Origin of the sequence: Roseibaca calidilacus, from assembly GCF_001517585.1 — a bacterium.
Taxonomy (GTDB): Bacteria; Pseudomonadota; Alphaproteobacteria; order Rhodobacterales; family Rhodobacteraceae; genus Roseinatronobacter; species Roseinatronobacter calidilacus.
The window spans coordinates 2,139,698-2,158,252 of sequence record NZ_FBYC01000004.1 but is presented as its reverse complement, the minus strand read 5'-3'; the positions used below and the strand labels follow the sequence as shown (position 1 = coordinate 2,158,252).

The 18,555-nt window shown below is 61.9% G+C and carries 16 protein-coding genes; 8 read left to right on the top strand and 8 right to left on the bottom strand.

Going from position 1 to position 18,555, the window contains the following annotated elements; translation table 11 throughout:
- The first annotated feature begins 34 nt into the window (after positions 1–34).
- From AWT76_RS14160 to AWT76_RS14130, 7 genes are all read left to right on the top strand, one after another.
- Complete coding sequence (locus tag AWT76_RS14160) at positions 35–1,288, top strand: ABC transporter substrate-binding protein (RefSeq protein ID WP_072246920.1); 1,254 nt, start codon at positions 35–37, stop codon at positions 1,286–1,288.
- Between the two features lie 64 nt (positions 1,289–1,352).
- Positions 1,353–2,282, top strand: coding sequence for a carbohydrate ABC transporter permease (locus AWT76_RS14155; RefSeq protein ID WP_072246919.1), 930 nt, complete (start codon positions 1,353–1,355; stop codon positions 2,280–2,282).
- Between the two features lie 10 nt (positions 2,283–2,292).
- The gene (locus AWT76_RS14150; protein ID WP_072246918.1) at positions 2,293–3,144 is read left to right on the top strand and encodes a carbohydrate ABC transporter permease; all 852 of its coding nucleotides are present in this window, start codon (positions 2,293–2,295) and stop codon (positions 3,142–3,144) included.
- On the top strand, positions 3,141–4,169 hold the full coding sequence (locus AWT76_RS14145; RefSeq protein WP_176699406.1) for a Gfo/Idh/MocA family protein: 1,029 nt from the start codon (positions 3,141–3,143) through the stop codon (positions 4,167–4,169). The genes AWT76_RS14150 and AWT76_RS14145 overlap by 4 nt, the downstream gene beginning before the upstream one ends.
- A 7-nt stretch (positions 4,170–4,176) precedes the next feature.
- Positions 4,177–5,187 (top strand): ABC transporter ATP-binding protein, encoded by a 1,011-nt coding sequence (locus AWT76_RS14140; RefSeq protein ID WP_072246917.1) that lies wholly within the window; start codon positions 4,177–4,179, stop codon positions 5,185–5,187.
- 10 nt (positions 5,188–5,197) lie between these two features.
- Positions 5,198–6,076, top strand: a complete 879-nt coding sequence (locus AWT76_RS14135) for an N-acetylmuramic acid 6-phosphate etherase (protein ID WP_072246916.1) — start codon at positions 5,198–5,200, stop codon at positions 6,074–6,076.
- The gene (locus tag AWT76_RS14130) at positions 6,073–6,807 is read left to right on the top strand and encodes a GntR family transcriptional regulator (protein ID WP_072246915.1); all 735 of its coding nucleotides are present in this window, start codon (positions 6,073–6,075) and stop codon (positions 6,805–6,807) included. The genes AWT76_RS14135 and AWT76_RS14130 overlap by 4 nt, the downstream gene beginning before the upstream one ends.
- Here AWT76_RS14130 and AWT76_RS14125 read toward each other — a convergent pair.
- The 5 genes from AWT76_RS14125 to AWT76_RS14105 form a co-directional block, all read right to left on the bottom strand.
- The gene (locus AWT76_RS14125) at positions 6,802–7,356 is read right to left on the bottom strand and encodes a sarcosine oxidase subunit gamma (RefSeq protein ID WP_072246914.1); all 555 of its coding nucleotides are present in this window, start codon (positions 7,354–7,356) and stop codon (positions 6,802–6,804) included. The two genes, AWT76_RS14130 and AWT76_RS14125, sit on opposite strands and share 6 nt — an antisense overlap.
- Positions 7,349–10,294, bottom strand: coding sequence for a sarcosine oxidase subunit alpha family protein (locus tag AWT76_RS14120; protein ID WP_072246913.1), 2,946 nt, complete (start codon positions 10,292–10,294; stop codon positions 7,349–7,351). The genes AWT76_RS14125 and AWT76_RS14120 overlap by 8 nt, the downstream gene beginning before the upstream one ends.
- Positions 10,291–10,578, bottom strand: a complete 288-nt coding sequence (locus AWT76_RS14115; protein WP_072246912.1) for a sarcosine oxidase subunit delta — start codon at positions 10,576–10,578, stop codon at positions 10,291–10,293. Before AWT76_RS14115 ends, AWT76_RS14120 begins: the two co-directional genes overlap by 4 nt.
- An 84-nt stretch (positions 10,579–10,662) precedes the next feature.
- Entirely contained in the window at positions 10,663–11,913 is a 1,251-nt protein-coding gene (locus tag AWT76_RS14110; protein WP_072246911.1) for a sarcosine oxidase subunit beta family protein, read from the bottom strand.
- A gap of 210 nt (positions 11,914–12,123) precedes the next feature.
- Positions 12,124–13,494, bottom strand: coding sequence for an NAD(P)-binding domain-containing protein (locus tag AWT76_RS14105; RefSeq protein WP_072246910.1), 1,371 nt, complete (start codon positions 13,492–13,494; stop codon positions 12,124–12,126).
- A gap of 170 nt (positions 13,495–13,664) precedes the next feature.
- On the opposite strand from AWT76_RS14105, the gene AWT76_RS14100 reads away from it, so the two are divergent.
- Positions 13,665–14,972, top strand: a complete 1,308-nt coding sequence (locus tag AWT76_RS14100) for an ABC transporter substrate-binding protein (protein WP_072246909.1) — start codon at positions 13,665–13,667, stop codon at positions 14,970–14,972.
- Between the two features lie 8 nt (positions 14,973–14,980).
- On the opposite strand, the gene AWT76_RS14095 is transcribed toward AWT76_RS14100, so the two are convergent.
- From AWT76_RS14095 to AWT76_RS14085, 3 genes are all read right to left on the bottom strand, one after another.
- On the bottom strand, positions 14,981–15,712 hold the full coding sequence (locus AWT76_RS14095) for a FadR/GntR family transcriptional regulator (protein WP_245638823.1): 732 nt from the start codon (positions 15,710–15,712) through the stop codon (positions 14,981–14,983).
- Between the two features lie 135 nt (positions 15,713–15,847).
- Positions 15,848–17,209: an ammonium transporter gene (locus AWT76_RS14090; RefSeq protein ID WP_072246907.1), complete on the bottom strand. Its 1,362-nt coding sequence runs from the start codon at positions 17,207–17,209 to the stop codon at positions 15,848–15,850.
- Positions 17,210–17,531: 322 nt separating this feature from the next.
- Positions 17,532–18,536, bottom strand: coding sequence for a GlxA family transcriptional regulator (locus AWT76_RS14085; RefSeq protein ID WP_072246906.1), 1,005 nt, complete (start codon positions 18,534–18,536; stop codon positions 17,532–17,534).
- Positions 18,537–18,555 lie beyond the last annotated feature (19 nt).

The window sequence follows — 18,555 nt, the reverse complement described above, 5'->3', positions numbered from 1 at the left end:
GGCGGTGTCCTTGTGAACAGGGAGGGTTCAATCAATGACGGCACGCAAGACAACACTCGCCGCAACGGCTTTTTTGCTCAGCAGCACCGCGCTTATGGCGCAGGATGTGACGCTGACCATCGAAAGCTGGCGTAATGACGACATTTCCATCTGGCGCAACCAGATCATCCCGGCGTTCGAGGCGGCGCATCCCGGCATCAAGCTGGATTTCCAGCCGACCGCACCGGCGCAGTATAATTCGGCGCTCAATTCCAAGCTGGATGCGGGCACGGCGGGCGATATCGTGACCTGCCGCGCGTTTGATGCCTCGCTCGCGCTGTTCCAGAAGGGCCAGCTTGCTGACCTGACCGATCTGGACGGCATGGCGAATTATTCGGATGTGGCGAAATCGGCTTGGTCCACGGATGATGGCAGCCAGCAATTCTGTGTGCCAATGGCCTCGGTCATCCATGGGTTCATCTATAACGCCGATGCGTTCGAGGAGCTTGGCCTGGAAGAGCCCACCACGGTTGACGAATTCTTCGCCGTGCTGGACGCGATTGCAGAGGATGGCAGCTATATTCCCATGGCGATGGGCGTGAACGACCAATGGGAAGCGGCGACGATGGGCTATGCCAATATCGGGCCGAATTATTGGATGGGCGAACAGGGTCGCAACGCTCTGATCGCGGGTGAGGCGAAGCTGACCGACGCCGAATTCGTCGCCCCGTTCGAGCAATTGGCGCGCTGGTCCGACTATCTGGGCCGTGGGTTTGAATCGCAAAGCTACCCGGACAGCCAGAACCTGTTCACGCTGGGGCGTGCCGCGATTTACCCGTCGGGGTCGTGGGAGATCGCGGGCTTCCGGTCGCTTGCCGATTTCGAGATGGGCGCCTTCCCGCCGCCGGTGCAGAACGCGGGCGATACCTGCTACATCTCTGACCATACCGATATGGGTATGGGTCTGAACGCAGCGTCTCCCAATGCGGAGGCCGGGCGCGTCTTTCTGAATTGGCTGGGTAGCAGCGAATTCGCCAACCTGTTTGCCAACGCGGTGCCGGGGTTCTTCCCGCTGTCGAATGCCGAGGTGTCGCTGGAAGATCCGCTGGCGCAGGAATTCATCAGCTGGCGTGGCGATTGCGAAAGCTCTATCCGGCCCTTCGACCAGATCCTGTCGCGCGGCACGCCGAACCTGTCGAATGAAAGCTGGGGCACCTCGGCCAATGTGATCCGCGGCGGCCAGTCGCCTGAGGATGCGGCGGCGCAGATGCAAGAGGGGCTGGCATCCTGGTATGCGCCGCAGCAATAAGTTGGCGTCGGGGCGGCCCTGATCGGGGCCGCCCGCTATCTCCCCCCAAACCATAGGGTGTTCCATGTCCGACCGTGCCCGCAAAAGGCCGTTTCGTTGGCATATCGTGGTGTTTCTGGCACCTGCCGTGCTGATCTACACCGCGATAATGATTATCCCGCTCTTCGGCACGCTGAACCTGTCGCTGTTTGCGCGCGCGGAGGATGGCAGCCGCGTGTTCGTGGGGTTGGCGAATTTCCAGACGCTGTTTGGCGACCCCCGCTGGTCTGACAGTTTCTGGAACGCGACGAGCAACAACCTGTGGTTCTTCGTCATCCATATGCTGGTGCAAAACCCCATCGGAATTGCGCTGGCGGCCATCTTGTCCGCGCCGAAACTGCGCTTTGCCGCGTTTTACCGCACGGCCATATTTATCCCGGCTATCCTGAGCTTCGTGATCGTGGGGTTCGTCTGGAAGCTGATCCTGTCGCCGCTATGGGGCGTGGCCCCCACTTTCATGGATGCGCTGGGCTTGGGCGACTGGTTCGCACCATGGCTGGGGCTGGAGCGGTCAGCACTGACCACGCTGGCGCTGATCTCTGTCTGGCAGTTTGTGGGCATCCCGATGATGCTGATCTACGCCGCGTTGCTGTCGATCCCGGACGAAGTGCTGGAAGCCGCCGAGATGGATGGCATCACCGGCACCAGCCAGTTCTGGAAGATCAAGCTGCCGCTGATCCTGCCCACCATCGGGATCATTTCCATCCTGACATTCGTGGGCAATTTCAACGCGTTCGACCTGATCTATGTGACCCAAGGTGCGCTGGCGGGGCCGAATTTTACAACCGACATTCTGGGGTCGTTCCTGTTCCGCACCTTCTTCGGGTTCCAGCTGCAACTGGGCGACCCGCATATGGGCGCAACCGTGGCGACGGTGATGTTCGCCATCATCCTTGTCGGCGTGTCGATCTACCTGTTCGGGGTGCAGACGCGCCTGCGGCGCTACCAGTTCTAAGGGGGCTGACATGAGCAATCCGATCATATCCGCCCGCGGCAATCTGGGCCGAACGGCTGCCGCGCATGTCATCCTGATCGCCTATACGATCCTTGCGCTGTATCCGGTCTTTCTGATCCTGATAAACTCTGTCAAGCAGCGTCGGGCGATCTTCAATGACCCGCTGGCGCTGCCCACGGCAGAGACCTTGGACCCGATCGGCTTTCAGACGGTTTTGGAGCAGGGCAATTTCCTATTATACTTCCAGAACAGTCTGATCGTGACCGTGGCATCGCTGTTTTTCGTGCTGCTGTTCGGGGCTATGGCGGCCTTCGCGCTGGCGGAATACCGCTTCCGGGGCAACCTGTTGATGGCGCTTTACCTGGCGCTGGGCATCATGATCCCCATTCGCTTGGGCACGGTCGCCATTCTGGAAATCATGGTCGCGGCGGGGCTGGTGAACACGCTGATGGCGCTGATCTTGGTCTATACCGCGCAGGGGCTGCCCTTGGCTGTGTTCATCTTGCAAGAATTCATGCGCCAAGTGTCGGATGACCTGAAGAACGCCGCGCGCATTGACGGCCTAAGCGAATACCGCATTTTCTTCACGATCGCGCTGCCACTGGTGCGCCCTGCCATGGCCACGGTTGCGGTGTTCACCATGATCCCCATCTGGAACGACCTGTGGTTTCCGCTGATCTTGGCACCGGGCGAGGCTACAAAAACCCTGACCTTGGGCAGCCAGATTTTTCTTGGCCAATATGTGACCGACTGGAATGCGGTGCTGGCGGCGCTGTCCTTGGCCATCATCCCAGTGGTGGTGCTGTATCTGATCTTTTCGCGCCAGCTGATCCGGGGCATCACGAAAGGGGCAGTCAAATGATCCGGGTGCTTGTCGTGGGCCTTGGGCAGATGGGGCAAAGCCATGCTTTGGCCTATGCTGCAAGCCCTGCCTATCAGGTGGTCGGGCTGGTCAACCGCAGTGATGTAATCCCGCCCGCTGCGCTGGCCCATCTAACCATAGAGCGCGATTTCGACGCGGCCCTTGCGCGGCTGGCCCCTGATATGGTTGCGATTGCCACCTATTCCGACAGCCACGCCGATCTGGCGATCAAGGCAATGCAGGCTGGCGCGCATGTGTTCGTGGAAAAGCCCTTGGCAAGCAATGTGGCCGATTGCGCACGCGTGGCACAGGTGGCGGCAGATACGGGCCGCAAGCTGATGGTCGGCCATATCCTGCGCCATCATCCGACATGGCAGGCGCTGATTGCCGAAGCGCGCGCGCTGCGCGGCCCCTATGTGTTCCGCCTGAACCTGAACCAACGCTCCACCGGGCCTGCTTGGGAAATTCACAAGGCGCTGATGCAATCGACGCCGCCCATCGTGGATTGCGGGGTGCATTATGTCGATGTGATGTGCCAGATCACCGATGCAGCACCCGTGGAAGTGCGCGGCATGGGCCTGCGCCTGTCGGATGAGATTGCGCCCGAGATGTATAACTACGGGCATTTTCAGGTTCTGTTCGAGGATGGTTCCTGCGGCTGGTATGAAGCGGGCTGGGGGCCCATGATGTCGGATACCGCGCATTTCGTGAAAGACGTGGTCAGCCCCGGTGGCGCGGTCAGCTTGCGCGCCCCGCACGGGGTGGCGTCGGCCGATGTCGAAGGGCACACCGCCGCCGACCAGTTGATCGTGGCACCCACCGGGCAGCGGGAAACGCGGTATAATTTCCCCGACAGCCCCGGCCACCAAGACCTATGCGCGCGGCAGGCCGCCGCAATGGCGGGCGCGATTGCGGACGATCACGATCTAAGCCGCCATATCGCCGATGCCGTTCGCGCGGTCGCAATATGCCTTGCCGCAGATGAAAGCGTGCGCAGCGGTTCCCCCGTGCGCCTGAAGCCATGAGGATGGAATGGGACAGCTAAAACTTGAAAACGCCTGCAAATCCTTCGGCACTGTCGATGTGATCCGCGATGTGAATCTGGACGTGCAGGACGGCGAATTCTGCGTCTTTGTCGGCCCGTCGGGATGCGGCAAATCCACGCTTTTGCGCATGATCGCGGGGCTGGAGGATATCAGCTCGGGCGACATTCTGATCGATGGGCAGGTGGTGAATGCCGTGCCGCCCTCGCAGCGCGAAATCGCGATGGTGTTTCAATCCTACGCGCTTTACCCGCATCTGAATGTGCGCGACAATATGGGGCTGGGGCTGAAACAGGCGGGCCACCCCAAGGCGCAGATTGCCGAAGCGGTCAAGCGCGCGGGCGACATGCTGGACCTTGCCAAATATCTGGACCGCCGCCCCGGCGAATTGTCGGGCGGCCAGCGCCAGCGTGTCGCGATTGGCCGCGCCATCGTGCGCAAACCCAAGCTGTTCTTGTTCGATGAGCCGCTGTCGAACCTGGATGCCGCTCTGCGTGTGCAAACCCGCATTGAAATTGCCAATCTGCACCGCGAATTGGGCGCAACCATGGTGTATGTCACCCACGACCAAGTCGAGGCGATGACGCTGGCCGACCGGATCGTGGTGTTGCGCGACGGGCGTATTGAACAGGTCGGGGCCCCGATGGAACTGTATAACAACCCTGCCAACGAATTTGTCGCAGGCTTTATCGGCAGCCCCAAGATGAACTTTCTGAACGCAAGCGCGCTGGGCGCGCCGGGCAAATCCGTGGGTGTTCGGCCCGAACACATATCGCTTTCCACAAATGGCGAGGGGATTGAGGGTCGCGTCAGCCATGTCGAGCATCTGGGCGGCGAGACCTTGGTCTATGTCAATGCCGACCCGCACGGGCTGGTCACGGTGCGGCTGTTTGGTGAGCATAGCTATGCCGTCAGCGATCAGGTCGTCATGCGCCCCGATATGGCGCGCGCCTTTCATTTCGACGATACTGGCCAACGCCTGCACCCGGCCCCTGCCTGAAGGACCAGACATGACCGAACTTGCCGACCCACGTTACCGCGACATTGACATATGGGATGATGCGACCGCCTTGCGCGCCATGCTGGAAGGGCAGATGGCCGCAATTGCCGCGATTGCCCCCGCTGTGCCGGCGCTGGCCAATGTGGTGGCTGCTGCGGTGCCGCGTCTGCGCGCTGGCGGGCGGCTGGCCTATGCTGGGGCTGGCACCTCTATTCGTGTCGCGGTGCAGGACGGGATAGAACTAGGGCCAACCTATGACTGGCCCGAGACCCGCACCCTTTACCTGATCGCCGGGGGCGAACGCGCCTTGATGCTGGGCATAGAAGGTGCGGAGGACAATGCAGAAGATGGCCGCGCCCAAGTGGCCGCAAGCCAGATCGGCCCCAATGATGTCGTGATCGGCTTGGCCGCGAGCGGGCGCACCCCGTTTACCGTGGCGGTGCTAGAAGCCGCGCGCGCCGCCGGGGCGCTGACCGTGGGCATCGCCTGCAACCCTGACGCGCCGCTTTGTGCAGTGGCGGATCATGGCGTTGTGGCCGAAACCGGGGCCGAAGCCATTGCCGGATCCACCCGGATGAAGGCAGGCACGGCACAAAAGGCCATCCTGAACCTGCTGTCCACGCAGATCATGCTGCGGCTGGGCCATGTGCATCGCGGCTTGATGGTCGATATGCGTCCCCAGAACATCAAGCTGCGCGCGCGTGCGACGGGTATGGTTGCCCGCTTGGCGCAGGTCGACGAGGCGGCGGCGCAAGCAGCCTTGGAGGCCGCGGGCTGGAAGATCAAACCTGCCGTATTGGTCGCACAAGGATTTGACATCGCAGCCGCAGACGCCGCTTTGCGGCAAGCCCAAGGCGTTCTGCGCAACGTGGCCGGGGCGCGGGCATGACACTGCGGCCCGAACTCTTGTCGGGCAAGGCGGATTCGACCCCGCTTTATGTGCGGTTGGCATCGCTCTTGCGCGAACAGGTCCGGCATGGCGCTTTCGCGGTCGGAGAGGCCCTGCCCTCGGAGCGCCAGTTGTCCGAGCAGTTGGACGTATCACGCGTGACGGTGCGCAAGGCGCTGGAACTGCTGATGCGCGAAGGTGTGCTGTCGCGCAAACAGGGGTCCGGCACCTATGTCGCGCCGCGGATAGAGCAGCCTTCGGCGCTGTTGGCGGGTTTTTCTGCCGATCTGGCGCGCCGCGGCATGGCGCCCGGCTCTGTCTGGTTGGAAAAGACCATCGTCCCGGCATCACCAGAGGATGTGCTTGTCTTTGGCCTGCCGGTCGCGTCGCAGGTCGCGCGCTTTTTGCGCATTCGCACCGCGAATGATGAACCGCTTGCCTTGGAACAGGCTACGGTGCCGGCGCGGTTCCTGCCCGATCTGGGCCAAGTGACCACATCGCTTTATGATGCGCTTGACCGGCTTGGCAACAAGCCTGTCACGGGTTTGCAGCGGATCACCGCTTCTTTGGCGACAGAAGCCGAGGCGGGGCATCTTTGCGTGCCGCCCGGTGCTGCAATTCTGCGGATCGAACGGCGCGGCTACCTGCGCGATGGCACGATGGTGGAATTCACCCGTTCGGCCTATCGCGGCGACCGCTATGATTTCGTGAGCGAGCTACGAGAGCTATAACGCACCCGCCGCAAGGCGCAGCGCGTGGTGCAAGCTGCCCGCCGATGACCTTGGGCCATAGATGCTGTAGCCCGCATCGCGCCGCAGCAGGTAGCAGCCCACATGTTCCATCACGGTGCGCCGCGCAAAGCGTTGGGGCAAGGTGGCAAGGTCCAGATTGGTCAGCCGCGCCAGCATGTCCGCCAGCCCGTCGCCCGACAGGTCGAACCGCGCCCAAGCGTCGGTTTGTTCGGTCACGCTGGCCATGCCTTTCAGGCGCTGGGCAAGATCTTGTGCCATGCCCTCACGCGTGGCGAAGGGGGCTTCCAGCATCCACATGTCGGGGCCAAGCCAGAAGGCGGCCATATGCGTGCCGCTATGCTCTGCGATGCCGGGCGCGGGCGCGTCTAGCCACGCGGCCAAGGCTGCGGCACAGGGCGCGGATTGGCCGCGTCGTGCGGCGACAGAGGCCAGCGCCACATCCGGATTTTCCGCAATCGTGATCGTGCCGATCGTGTCGCACCGGGGTGTTGTCGCGCCAAGCGCGGTCAGGGGGGCTAGGTCATGCACGAAGCTTCTCTCCTTCCGGGTCCACGAAATGCGGCGACACGATTTGCACAGGCACATCCACGCCTGTCAGGGGCGAGGCGGCGCGTAGTGTCTGACCCATCCGCGCGCTGCCTGCCTTTACGAAGGCCAGCGCGATATAGCCGCCCAAGGTGGGCGAATAGCAGGCCGATGTCGCATAGCCCAGATCATTCGCGGCCACCGCTGCCGCGCCGGGTTCCAATATATGCGCCCCCGCCGGGATCTGGCTTTGCGGGCTGGTCGCGCGCAGCCCGACCAGTTCCAGACCGCCCGCTTCGGTCAGCCCTTCGCGGCGTGACAGCACTGCGCCGATGCTGTCTTTCTTGGTGCTGACCATGCGGCCCAAGCCCAGATTGCGTGCGGTGGTGGTGCCGTTCAGCTCATTGCCCGCCGCGTGGCCCTTTTCAATACGCATAACGCCAAGGGCTTCGGTGCCATAGGGCGTGACGCCCAGATCGGCGCCTTTCTCCATCAATCGGCGCATCAGCGCGTCGCCATAGCGGGTGGGCACGGCCAGTTCATAGGCCAACTCGCCCGAGAAAGAGATGCGGAACAACCGCGCCCGCAAGCCCCCGCAGACCGTGATCTCGGCGCAGGCCATGAAGGGGAAGCTGTTATTCGATAGATCATGCGCCGGGTCGACAATGCGCTCTAGCAGGGCGCGCGACTGCGGCCCCGCGACCGCGACCTGCGCCCACGCCTCGGTGGTCGAGACAAGCTGCACATCCATATCCGGCCACAAGCATTGGCGCGCGAATTCCATATGGCGATAGACCGGCACGGCATTGGCCGTGGTGGTGGTGACAACGAAATGATCCTCGGCCAGCCGTGCGGCGGTGCCGTCATCCATGGCAATGCCGTCCTCGCGCAGCATAAGCCCATAGCGCACGCGCCCCACGGCCAGCTTGGCGAAACCATTGCAATAGATGCGGTTCAGGAAGGCCGCCGCATCTGCGCCCTGCACGTCAATCTTGCCCAAGGTCGTCACGTCGCAAATGCCAACGCCGTTGCGCGTGGCGGTCACTTCGCGGTCCACGGTTTGCCGCCAATGGGTTTCGCCGGGCTGCGGAAAATACTGCGCGCGCAGCCATTGCCCGACCTCGACGAATGCCGCGCCTTGCTCTGTGGCCCAGACATGGCTGGGGGTCTTGCGGGTGGGTTTGAAATCGGGGCCGGTGGCACGCCCTGCAAGCGCCCCCATTGCCACGGGTGTGTAAGGCGGGCGGAAGATGGTGGTGCCGGTGGCCTCTATGCTCTGGCCGGTCAACTCTGCCATGACCGCCAAGCCGCCAAGGTTAGAGGTCTTGCCCTGATCTGTGGCCATGCCCAACGTGGTGTAGCGCTTCAGATGCTCGACAGAGCGGAACCCTTCCTGATGCGCGAGTTTCACGTCCTTCACGGTCACATCGTTCTGGAAATCCAGCCATGCGCGCTTGGTGCCGCCGACATGCCAGAAGGGGGTAATTCTATAGGGTGCGTCCTCGGCGTGCGGCAGGTCGGGCGCGCTGGCAGAGATACCCAGATCGCCAAGCGCGGCGACCGCTTGCGCCGCGCCATCCGACAGCGCCGCATGGGTGCCAAAGCGCCCCGCCGCCGCCCCTGCGATGGACATACCCACGGGCAAACCGGGTCCGGGCACGAAGGCTGCGATGTCTTCCTGCCAGATAGGCCGCCCGCGCTGGTGGCAGGACAAGGCAACATTCGGGTTCCAGCCGCCCGACACACCCAGCGCGCCGACCTCCAGCCAATGGCTGCGCCCATTCGCGCGGGTGATCTGCACCGCGCTCAGTCCCAGCCGCCCGCGTGTGGCGGTGATCTGGCCCCCTGCGATGACCTCGGTCCCGTCCAGCTTGGGAGCATCGGCGCGGGTGTCGATCACGGCGTGCACATCGACCCCCAATGCCATCAGGTCGCGCGCAGTGCTGTGGCCGCTGTCATTATTGGTGAAAATTGCCACGCGGCTTGCCGGGCTGACGGCCCAGCGATGGGCATAAGCGGCCAGCGCGCCCGCCAGCATGATGCCGGGACGGTCATTGTCGGCAAAGGCGATGGGGCGTTCCAAAGCCCCGGCGCACAGCACCGCGCGCTTGGAATAAATGCGCCACAGGGTCTGGCGTGGCTTGCCTGCTGCCGGGTGGGGCAGGTGGTCGGACACCCGCTCCACCGCACCGTAGATGCCATGGTCGAAAGCGCCGAACACGGTGGTGCGCGGCAGAATGCGGGCATTGGGCAGGGCGCTTAATTCGGCCATGGATGCCGCGACCCAGTCGCAGGCGGGCTGCCCGTCGATCTGCTCTGCCGATGCGTTCAGGCGGCCACCGGGCGTGAAATCCTCATCCGCGAGGATCACGCGCGCCCCGGCCCGTGCAGAGGCCAAAGCGGCCATCAACCCGGACGGCCCCGCACCGATCACCAACAGATCGCAATGCAGAAAACCTTTGTCATAGCTGTCGGGGTCCGGGTCGGTGCTGATTGCCCCCAGACCCGCCGCGCGGCGGATCATCGGCTCATACAGCTTTTCCCAGAAGGCCGCTGGCCACATGAAGGTTTTGTAGTAAAACCCGGCGGTCAGGAAGGGCGACAGGCGGTCATTGACCGCCATCGCGTCAAAGCGCAGGCTGGGCCATGCGTTTTGCGAGCGCGCGTCCAGCCCGTCGAACAGTTCCGCAACCGTGGCGCGGGTGTTGGGGTCCTGCCGCCCGCCGCAGCCCAGTGTGACCAGTGCGTTGGGTTCCTCGCTGCCCGCGGCGATTGGCCCTCGCGGGCGATGATACTTGAAGGACCGCCCCATCAGCCGCACGCCATTGGCCAGCAGGGCCGAGGCCAGCGTATCGCCCGGATGACCGCTATAGCGCTGCCCGTCGAAGGTGAAACGCAGCGTCTGGCTGCGGTCGATCTGTCCGCCGTTGGCAAGTCTCATGCGCTGCGCCCCCGTGCTTGCGCAACATCGCGCGCCAATTCGACCGAGGTGATCTCATGCGTAACCGTGTCACGCGTGACGACCAGCCAAGAGCGGTCGCCTTGTTCGTGGAACCACAATTCGCGGTGCAGCCCTGCCGGGTTGTCGCGCAGGTATTGGTAGGCGTAGAAGGCCGCGTCTGCGCCTTCGGCCATGCCGTCAGGGCGGTCGATCAGCGACGCATCACCCAAGTAAGTGAATTCCTGCGCGTCGCAGGGGCCAAGCAGGGGGTGGTTGATAATCATGCGCGCTCTCCCGGACGTGGCGCCATTGGGCGCGTGTCGGATTGTGAGTATTTATGGCAAGATGAAGCTGGCATGGTTGCGCCCTCAATGCAGGTTGGGCTGCGCGCCCATGCCTTTTTCGTCGATCATCCGGCCGCGTTCGAACCGGTCGAACCGGTAGGCGGTCGCGGTTGGGTGCGGGGTATCGGTGGCCAGCAGATGGGCGAAGCACCAGCCAGAGGCTGGGGTGGCCTTGAACCCGCCATAGCACCAGCCGCCGTTGAAATAGAGCCCGTCGATATGCGTGCGGTCGATGATGGGAGAGCCGTCCATGCTCATATCCATGATCCCACCCCACATGCGCAGCAGGCGCACGCGGCCAAGGCCAGGGAACAGCGCCATGCCGCCTTCGGCCACATCTTCGACCACCGGCAGGTTGCCGCGCTGGGCGTAGGAATTGTAGCCGTCGATATCGCCGCCAAAGACCAGACCGCCCTTGTCGGATTGGCTGCAATAGAAATGCCCCGCGCCGAAAGTGATGACACCGGGCAGCACAGGTTTCAGCCCTTCGCTGACAAAGGCTTGCAGTACGTGGGATTCGATGGGCAGGCGCATGCCCGCCTTGGCCATCATGCGGCTGGAATTGCCGGCAACCGCCACGCCGACCTTGCCCGCGCCGATATAACCGCGCGAGGTTTCGACCCCCAGACAGGTGCCGTTTTCAATGCGAAAGCCTGTCACCTCGCAATTCTGGATGATGTCGACGCCGCGGCTATCGGCCCCGCGCGCATAGCCCCATGCGACGGCATCATGCCGGACGGTGCCGCCCCGGCGCTGTGCCAGGCCGCCCTTGATGGGAAAGCGCGCATTGTTGAAATTCAGAAACGGGTATTCGCGGCGCACCTGTTCGGCGCTGAGCAATTCGGCATCCGCACCGTGCAGGATCATGGCGTTGCCGCGCCGGGTGAAGGCGTCGCGCTGCGCGTCAGAGTGGATAAGGTTCAGGATACCGCGCTGGCTGACCATGGCGTTATAGTTGAAATCCTGCTCCAGCCCTTCCCATAGTTTGAGCGAGAATTCGTAGAACGGCTCGTTTCCATCCAGCATGTAGTTGGAGCGGATGATCGTGGTGTTGCGACCCACATTGCCGCCGCCGATCCAGCCCTTTTCCAGCACCGCGATATTCGCTTGCCCGAATTGGCGCGCAAGGTAATAGGCCGTGGCCAGCCCATGCCCGCCGCCGCCGATGATGACGATGTCATAATGCGGTTTCGGGTCCGGGTCGCGCCATGCGGGTTTCCAGCCTTTGTGGCCGGTCAGGGCCTGTTGCAGAACGCGAAAGCCGGAATAGCGCATCGGACCTCTCCTTGGTGGTCCTTTCGGCATAGCGCCGATGGGTCGGGCAGGTCACGAGTGAATCGGACATGGACCCGCTCAGATGCGACTCGGGGCGCATAAAACGCCAAGAATACAGGCGGCGCATATGCGACAGCCCAGCCCAAAAGCGACACGCCCGGCCCCCGTGGAAAGGGCCGGGCGCACAAGGCTGCCACGAGTCGCCGGGGGTTATTCGGCGGGCGTGGTCTCTGCCTCGTTCTGAAGGTAGCTTTCCATGCTGTCATCCAACGCGTCTTTCCACGGCGTGTGGTGCACGGGTGCCATGGTGCCGGTGATGACAGAGCGGTAGCTGTTGTTGCGGAACGCCATGATGTCTTGCGCCTTGTGCTTCTTCCACTGGTAGAAAGCTTCGCACGCGCCATCCACGTCGAAAGACGGGTAATCGGTTTCAGCGACCAATTCCTTGATGTAGTCGCCCTGATACTTGATGGCATATTTGGTGTCGTCGCTGGCCTCTTCACGGGCCTCGCGCTCGGCCACGTCGGCCAGCAAGGTTGCGGTGTCGGACGGAATATCCAGCTTGCCCATGATCGCGTCACGCACCCACCAGGCCTGCGCGTCGAACATATTGAAGGTGAACCACTGGTCCTGCATACCAAGGTAGAACAGCTTGGGGTTATGTACCCAGACCACGCCTTTATACAGGTCCGCCGTGGCCAGCCGGTTGGCGGTTTTCAGGCGCAGGTCATCGGGCAGAAAGTTGAAACTGTGCTTGTAACCGGTGCACAGGATAATGGCATCGACATGTTTGGACGTGCCATCTTTGAAATAGGCGGTATTACCGTCCACCCGTTCCAGCGCAGGCTTTTCTTCCCAGTTGTCGGGCCAGTCAAAGCCCATCGGCGCCGAACGGTAGCAAGATGTGACCGATTTTGCGCCGTATTTCCAGCATTGCGAGCCGATATCCTCTGCGGAATAGGACGACCCCATGACCAGAATGTCCTTGTCGGTGAATTCGCGCGCATCGCGGAAATCATGCGCGTGCAGCAGGCGACCATTGAAGGATTCGAACCCGGGATAATGCGGCACATTGGGCACAGAGAAATGCCCGGACGCCACGATCACATTGTCAAACTCTTCGGAATAGACGTGGTCTTGGGAATGGTCATGCACGGTGACGGTGAATTTGCCGGTGGTGTCATCATAGCTGATCCAGCGCACCACGGTGTTGAAGCGGATCATGTCGCGCACACCGGCTTTCAGCACGCGGCCCTCGATATAGTCGAACAGCACGGCGCGGGGCGGGTAGGACGCGATCTGTTTGCCGAAATGCTCTTCAAAGGAATAATCCGCAAATTCCAGACCTTCCTTTGGCCCGTTGGACCACAGGTAGCGATACATAGAGCAATGCACTGGTTCGCCATTTTCATCCAGCCCGGTGCGCCAAGTGTAGTTCCACAGCCCGCCCCAGTTGTCCTGCTTTTCGAAACAGACGATCTCGGGGATCGCTTCGCCCTTGGCTGCGGCGGATTGGAACGCGCGCAGTTGAGCCAGACCCGAGGGGCCAGCGCCGATGATTGCGACTTTCTTCTGGGGCATGGTGATGTCTCCGTCAGCGAGGGAAGGGAACCAATGTTGAAATTGGTCTGAACCAATGCTGCGCCAGTTGGGTCCAATCTGTCAATAAAATTTCACCACAGTAATAAATGTTTTCTGCCATAGGGCGATTTTCCCGTCGCGTATGGTCGCAGACCTGTTAATCTTTCGTCATGATTGACACGAGTTTCGCCCATCGCATGGCTATGCGCAGTCTTTTGCCCAGCTTTGGCGTGGGCATGACGCAAGAGGTCAAGATCGGTATGCTGGTGCCGCTGAGCGGGTCGGTGCAATCTTGGGGCTTGCCGGGGTATCAGGGCTGCCAGATCTGGGAGGATTGGCTGAACCGCGCCGGGGGGCTGCTGATCCAAGGCCGTCGCTACCCGGTGCGCGTGATCGCGCGCGATTGCGGGGACGATCCCGCGCAGGCGCTGGCCTTGGCGCGCGACCTTGTCTGGCAAGAACAGGTGTCGCTGCTGATGCTGCTGGGGGGCGATTATGTCGCGCATCTGCGCGAGTTGCTGAATGATAGCCGGGTGCTTGCTTCGACCCTGCTGCCCAGCGACTTGTCGCCCGACACCCGTTACCTGATTGCCCCGTCAGAAGTGCACCCGGTCTATAATGTGACCGGTGTGGACTGGATCGGGCGCAACTGCCCGCAGGTTCGGCGCGTGGCCTTGTGCAGCCAGCGCGACGGGTTTGGCCTGCCGTCGCTTGCAACCTATCGGGCGGCGTTCAAGGCGGCAGGTCACCAGATCTGCAAGGATGTTCAATACGCGCCCGACGCAACCGACGTGGCCAGCATTGTGCAGCCAATGCTCGACGAATCCCCTGACCTGCTGTGCTGGTGCACCAGTTACACGCCCATGGTGCACGCCATGACCGAATATGCCCATGCGCAGGGATTTCGCGGCATGATCCTGTCTTGCACGCTGGACCAATATGACCGACTGGTTGCGCGCACATCGGCCCAGTTCATGGAAGGCGCGATTTTCCAGTTTCCCGATTTCGATGATCCGGCGCTGGCGGAAAAGGCGTTCTTCTTTAACCAGCCGCACGGGTTCTATGCCGAATATCAGGAAAGATTCCCCAATAGCTGGAGCGCGGTCAGCTGGGAATATGTCGCTATTCTGGATATCTGGCATGCGGCGGTGGAAAAGGTCGGCGCGCTGAACGCGGCGGCGGTTCTGGCCGCGATGAAGCAGATGGGGCAGGTCAACCATGCCTTTGGCCCTGCCGAATGGTGGGGCGAGGATATTTTCGGGATCAGCCACGCGCTTGTGGGCGATTGGCCGGTCGTGCGGATCGAGAAGGGCAAAGCCCGCATCGTCGAATTCGGATCGGTGCGCGGCTGGCTGGACCGGCACGAAACGCTTCTGCATTCTGAAATGCGCGATCTTGGCCAGCTATGGCACCAGAAATTGGTGGCCTCTGGTGTGCCGCATAGCCTGCATCCGCGCGTGCCGGGCGGGGCCGATTGACCGCCGCTTCAGCTTTCGTGCAGCAGCAGCTTCTGTTCATCCACCAAATGCAGCTTCACAAATTCCACCGCCGCTTCCACGTCGCGCGCCGCAATGGCGTTGAACAGCGTGTTATAGCGGGTCTGGTAACTTTGAATCCGGTCCGGCGTCAGATGGCGCCGCATCAGCGCGGTGCGAAAGCTCTGGCGGCAGACTTCGATCGTCAGCTCGTAGCAGGCTTCCAGCAACGGGTTGCGGGTGCCTTGGGCGATCTTGCGGTAAAGCTCTTCCTCGCATTTGATGAACTCGCTCACATCGCTGCGCACCCGTTCAATGCGCGACACGATATCGTCCAGCTCTTCCAACTCGCGCGGGCTCATGTTGATGGTGGCAAGACGCACCATTTCCGGCTCGATAATGCTGCGCACAACCAAATGGTCCAGCGGGCTGGTGCGTTCGGCAATTGACCCGCTGCTGCTTTGCTCGACCTTGCGGGCGCGATAGGTCACGAAGCTGCCGCTCCCTGCACGCCGCCGAATGATGTCATGCGTGGCCAGCACATCCAGCGCCTCGCGCACCGTGTTGCGAGAGACACCCAGTTCTGCGGCCAAGGCGCGTTCGCTGGGCAGGCGCGAATCGGCGGGGTATTCCTCTGACTGGATCTTGGCGAACAGCGTGTCGATCACGATCTGCACGGTGCCGCCCACGGCCTGATCCAACACAAGCCCCGCTTCCAGCCGTGAATTCATCGCAAGTCCCATTTCGCCAATCCTTTGGGTCTGCCCATGGGGCGACCAGTTCAAGGCTTACATAGTGTCTGCAATGGGAAATGGCCAGAATTGTCGCGGTGCCCACGCGCGCGCCGCGGGCCAATCGCCGCAGCGCGCGCTGACGGATCATTCCGCCGGTGTCCCATTCGGTGCGGGCGCAATGTCCCAGTTCTTTTGGTCCAGACCGTCCGCTTGCTCGTCCTCTGTCACTTTCAGGCCGATGGTCTTTTCCAAGATGAACCCAAGCACCAAGGCCGTGACAACACCGGCGCCAATGCAGGCCAAAATGCCGACCACTTGCATGACGATGCCGATTTCACCGTGCTGGAACGCATAGGCCCCTTCCTCGAAGCCAAGATAGCCGCCGCGCGGGGTGCCGGCCTTGAAAATGCCCAGCATAATCAACCCGTAGCTGCCCGCGCCCAGAAACAGCGGGAACAGCTTGTGTTCGTCGATCCCGCGTTTCAGCGTGAATTCATAGACAGCATAGGCCACGAAAGGCGCGCCAAGGGCGACAAGGAACATCTGCCACGGCAAATACACGTCAAATCCCGACGCCCCCGCGACATAGCCTGCAAGCGGCCCCAGAAGCGTGTAGGCATAGTTGCGGGTTTTATAAGCGATCAGCAGGCCAGAAATGGCCCCACCGGCCCAAGCCAACCCGTAATTGTTGAAGGCGATCCCAACGCTGGTATTGGCCATGGTCACGCTGACCGCCAGTGCTTCGGGGTCGAAGAAGAACAGGCATGACAGGATCACCATGGGCAGCGATGCGAAGATGGTCACAAGCCCGGTGGCCGCCAACCCGATGCTGGGCGCGTCATAGCTGGCCACCTTGGGGTGCGGGTTGAACATGCCGGGACGGGCGCCAAGTTTCGGCACCATGACCAAGGCCATGCCCGCCGGGAACAGATAGACGAAGCCCACCCCGAAAAAGTCGTGAAAGCCGGGGTTGGTCAGCGGCCCGACAGAGCCCCATGTCGCCCAGCTCAGCGCCGAAGAGACCACCGTCGCCACGGCGCAAAAGATGAAATAGGCCGCTGCCTTCATCCGTTCGGCCACGGCGAAATGGAACAGAACGTTGATGATGCCGGCGAAGCAGGCAAGGAAGAAGATGAATATCTGGAACGTATTTAGCCCCGGAAATACACCCGGATCGACCTCATGCGCGCGGGCATTGGCCATGCCGCCCGCCAGCCACCAATCCTTGATGGAATCGGTCAGCGTGGCCCCTTCCATGATGTAATATTGCGCGGCCCAGAACCCGAAGCCGATCAGGAAATAGGTCGCAAACCCGATGAAAAATCCCAAGAGCTTTTCAAGGGTCGAGTTCAGAAGGTTGTTGCTGCGCGTGGTGCCCGCGTCGATCATCAGCAGGCCGGCAACGACCATGATCGCGCCGACAGTTCCCGACGCATAGACAAGGTTTTGCACAAGCGAGTTCAGCGTAACCTGCTCGGCAAAGACGGTTTCCAGATTTAGTGACATAGCATTCTCCATGACCGGTGGCGACGCTTTGGTCCAGGTCGGGCCTGCCTCGCGCGATGGGTCTTGATCCCTGTTGTCCGTCGACAGCGCTTTGAACCAATTTTACAACCGGTTGCTGCGACTTGAAAAGGATGACGCTAGATGTGCATTTTACAAAGGAAAAATTGCCTTAAGCGAAAAAATATTTCCTAAAGATACGAAATTGGTCCGAAACAGGCCCGAAAATTGGTCCTGAGCATCTGATGCGGTCTTATTGGTGTGGCTTCCGGTCCCAAGGCCGGTTCGCGGGCCGAGTGATTCGGCCAAGCGAATCGGCCCATGCCTAGCTGGATGGCACCGGCGCGTTTTGCTGCACCCGGAACATGTTGATGCGGTCGCGGTCCTCTTCCGGGGTCAGGCCATAGGCTTCGGCATAGCGCTTGCGCAGCGCGGCAGGGCTGGAGAAACCAGAAGAGAGCGCGATGTCACGCAGCGGGCGGTTGGAATACATCACCAGTTGCCGCGCCGCATCCAGCCGTTTCGCGCGGTAATACAGCTTCGGGCTTTTGCCCAGTTGCAGCTTGAACAGGCGTTCCAAATGGCGCGGTGAAATCCCGATCTGCTCGCAGATATCCCCCACTGCGATCGGGTCTTCCAGATGGTCGTCCATGATCCGCAGCGCGTGTGCGACCGGTTCGGGCAGCATGTCCGACGCGGCGGTCGAGCGTAGCGCGGGGATGCGCTGGCGCACCCCGTCGCCGCGCACGAAGGGATGCTGGAACCAGCAGGCGACTTCGGTTGTCACTTCGTCGCCCAGACGTTGCTGGATCAGCCGCAAGGCCAGATCGAACCCGGCGGCCGCGCCCGAAATCGTCACGCGGCGACGGTCCACCATGATGACATCGTCGGTGGTGCGATGGTCGGGGAATTCGTCGCCAAAGGCCGCCGCGTAGCACCAATGCACCGATGTCACATGCCCATCCAGCAAGCCCGCGCGCGCCAGCGGAAACACACCGCCGCTGACGCCGCCCAAAGTGGCGCCGTGGCGCGCGCGGTTGCGCAGCGCGCCGTTGCCTTTGCGCGGGTCGGTGAAGCGACCATTGGGCGGCGATAGCAGGAACAGGTAATCAAGGTGCCCCGCACCGACGAGCGTGCAGTTCGGGTGGAACGCCACCGCGGCGCTGCTTTCCACCGGCCCGCCATCTTCGGAAATCAGCGTCCATGCGAATGACCGTGTATCTGCGATCTCATTGGCGGCCCGCAAAGGTTCTATCATCGACGTCAGGCAGGCCATGGGAAAACCCGGGAAAATCAGGAAGCCAAGCTGGATATTTTCATTTTCAGTCATACTCTGTATACTGCGGTTA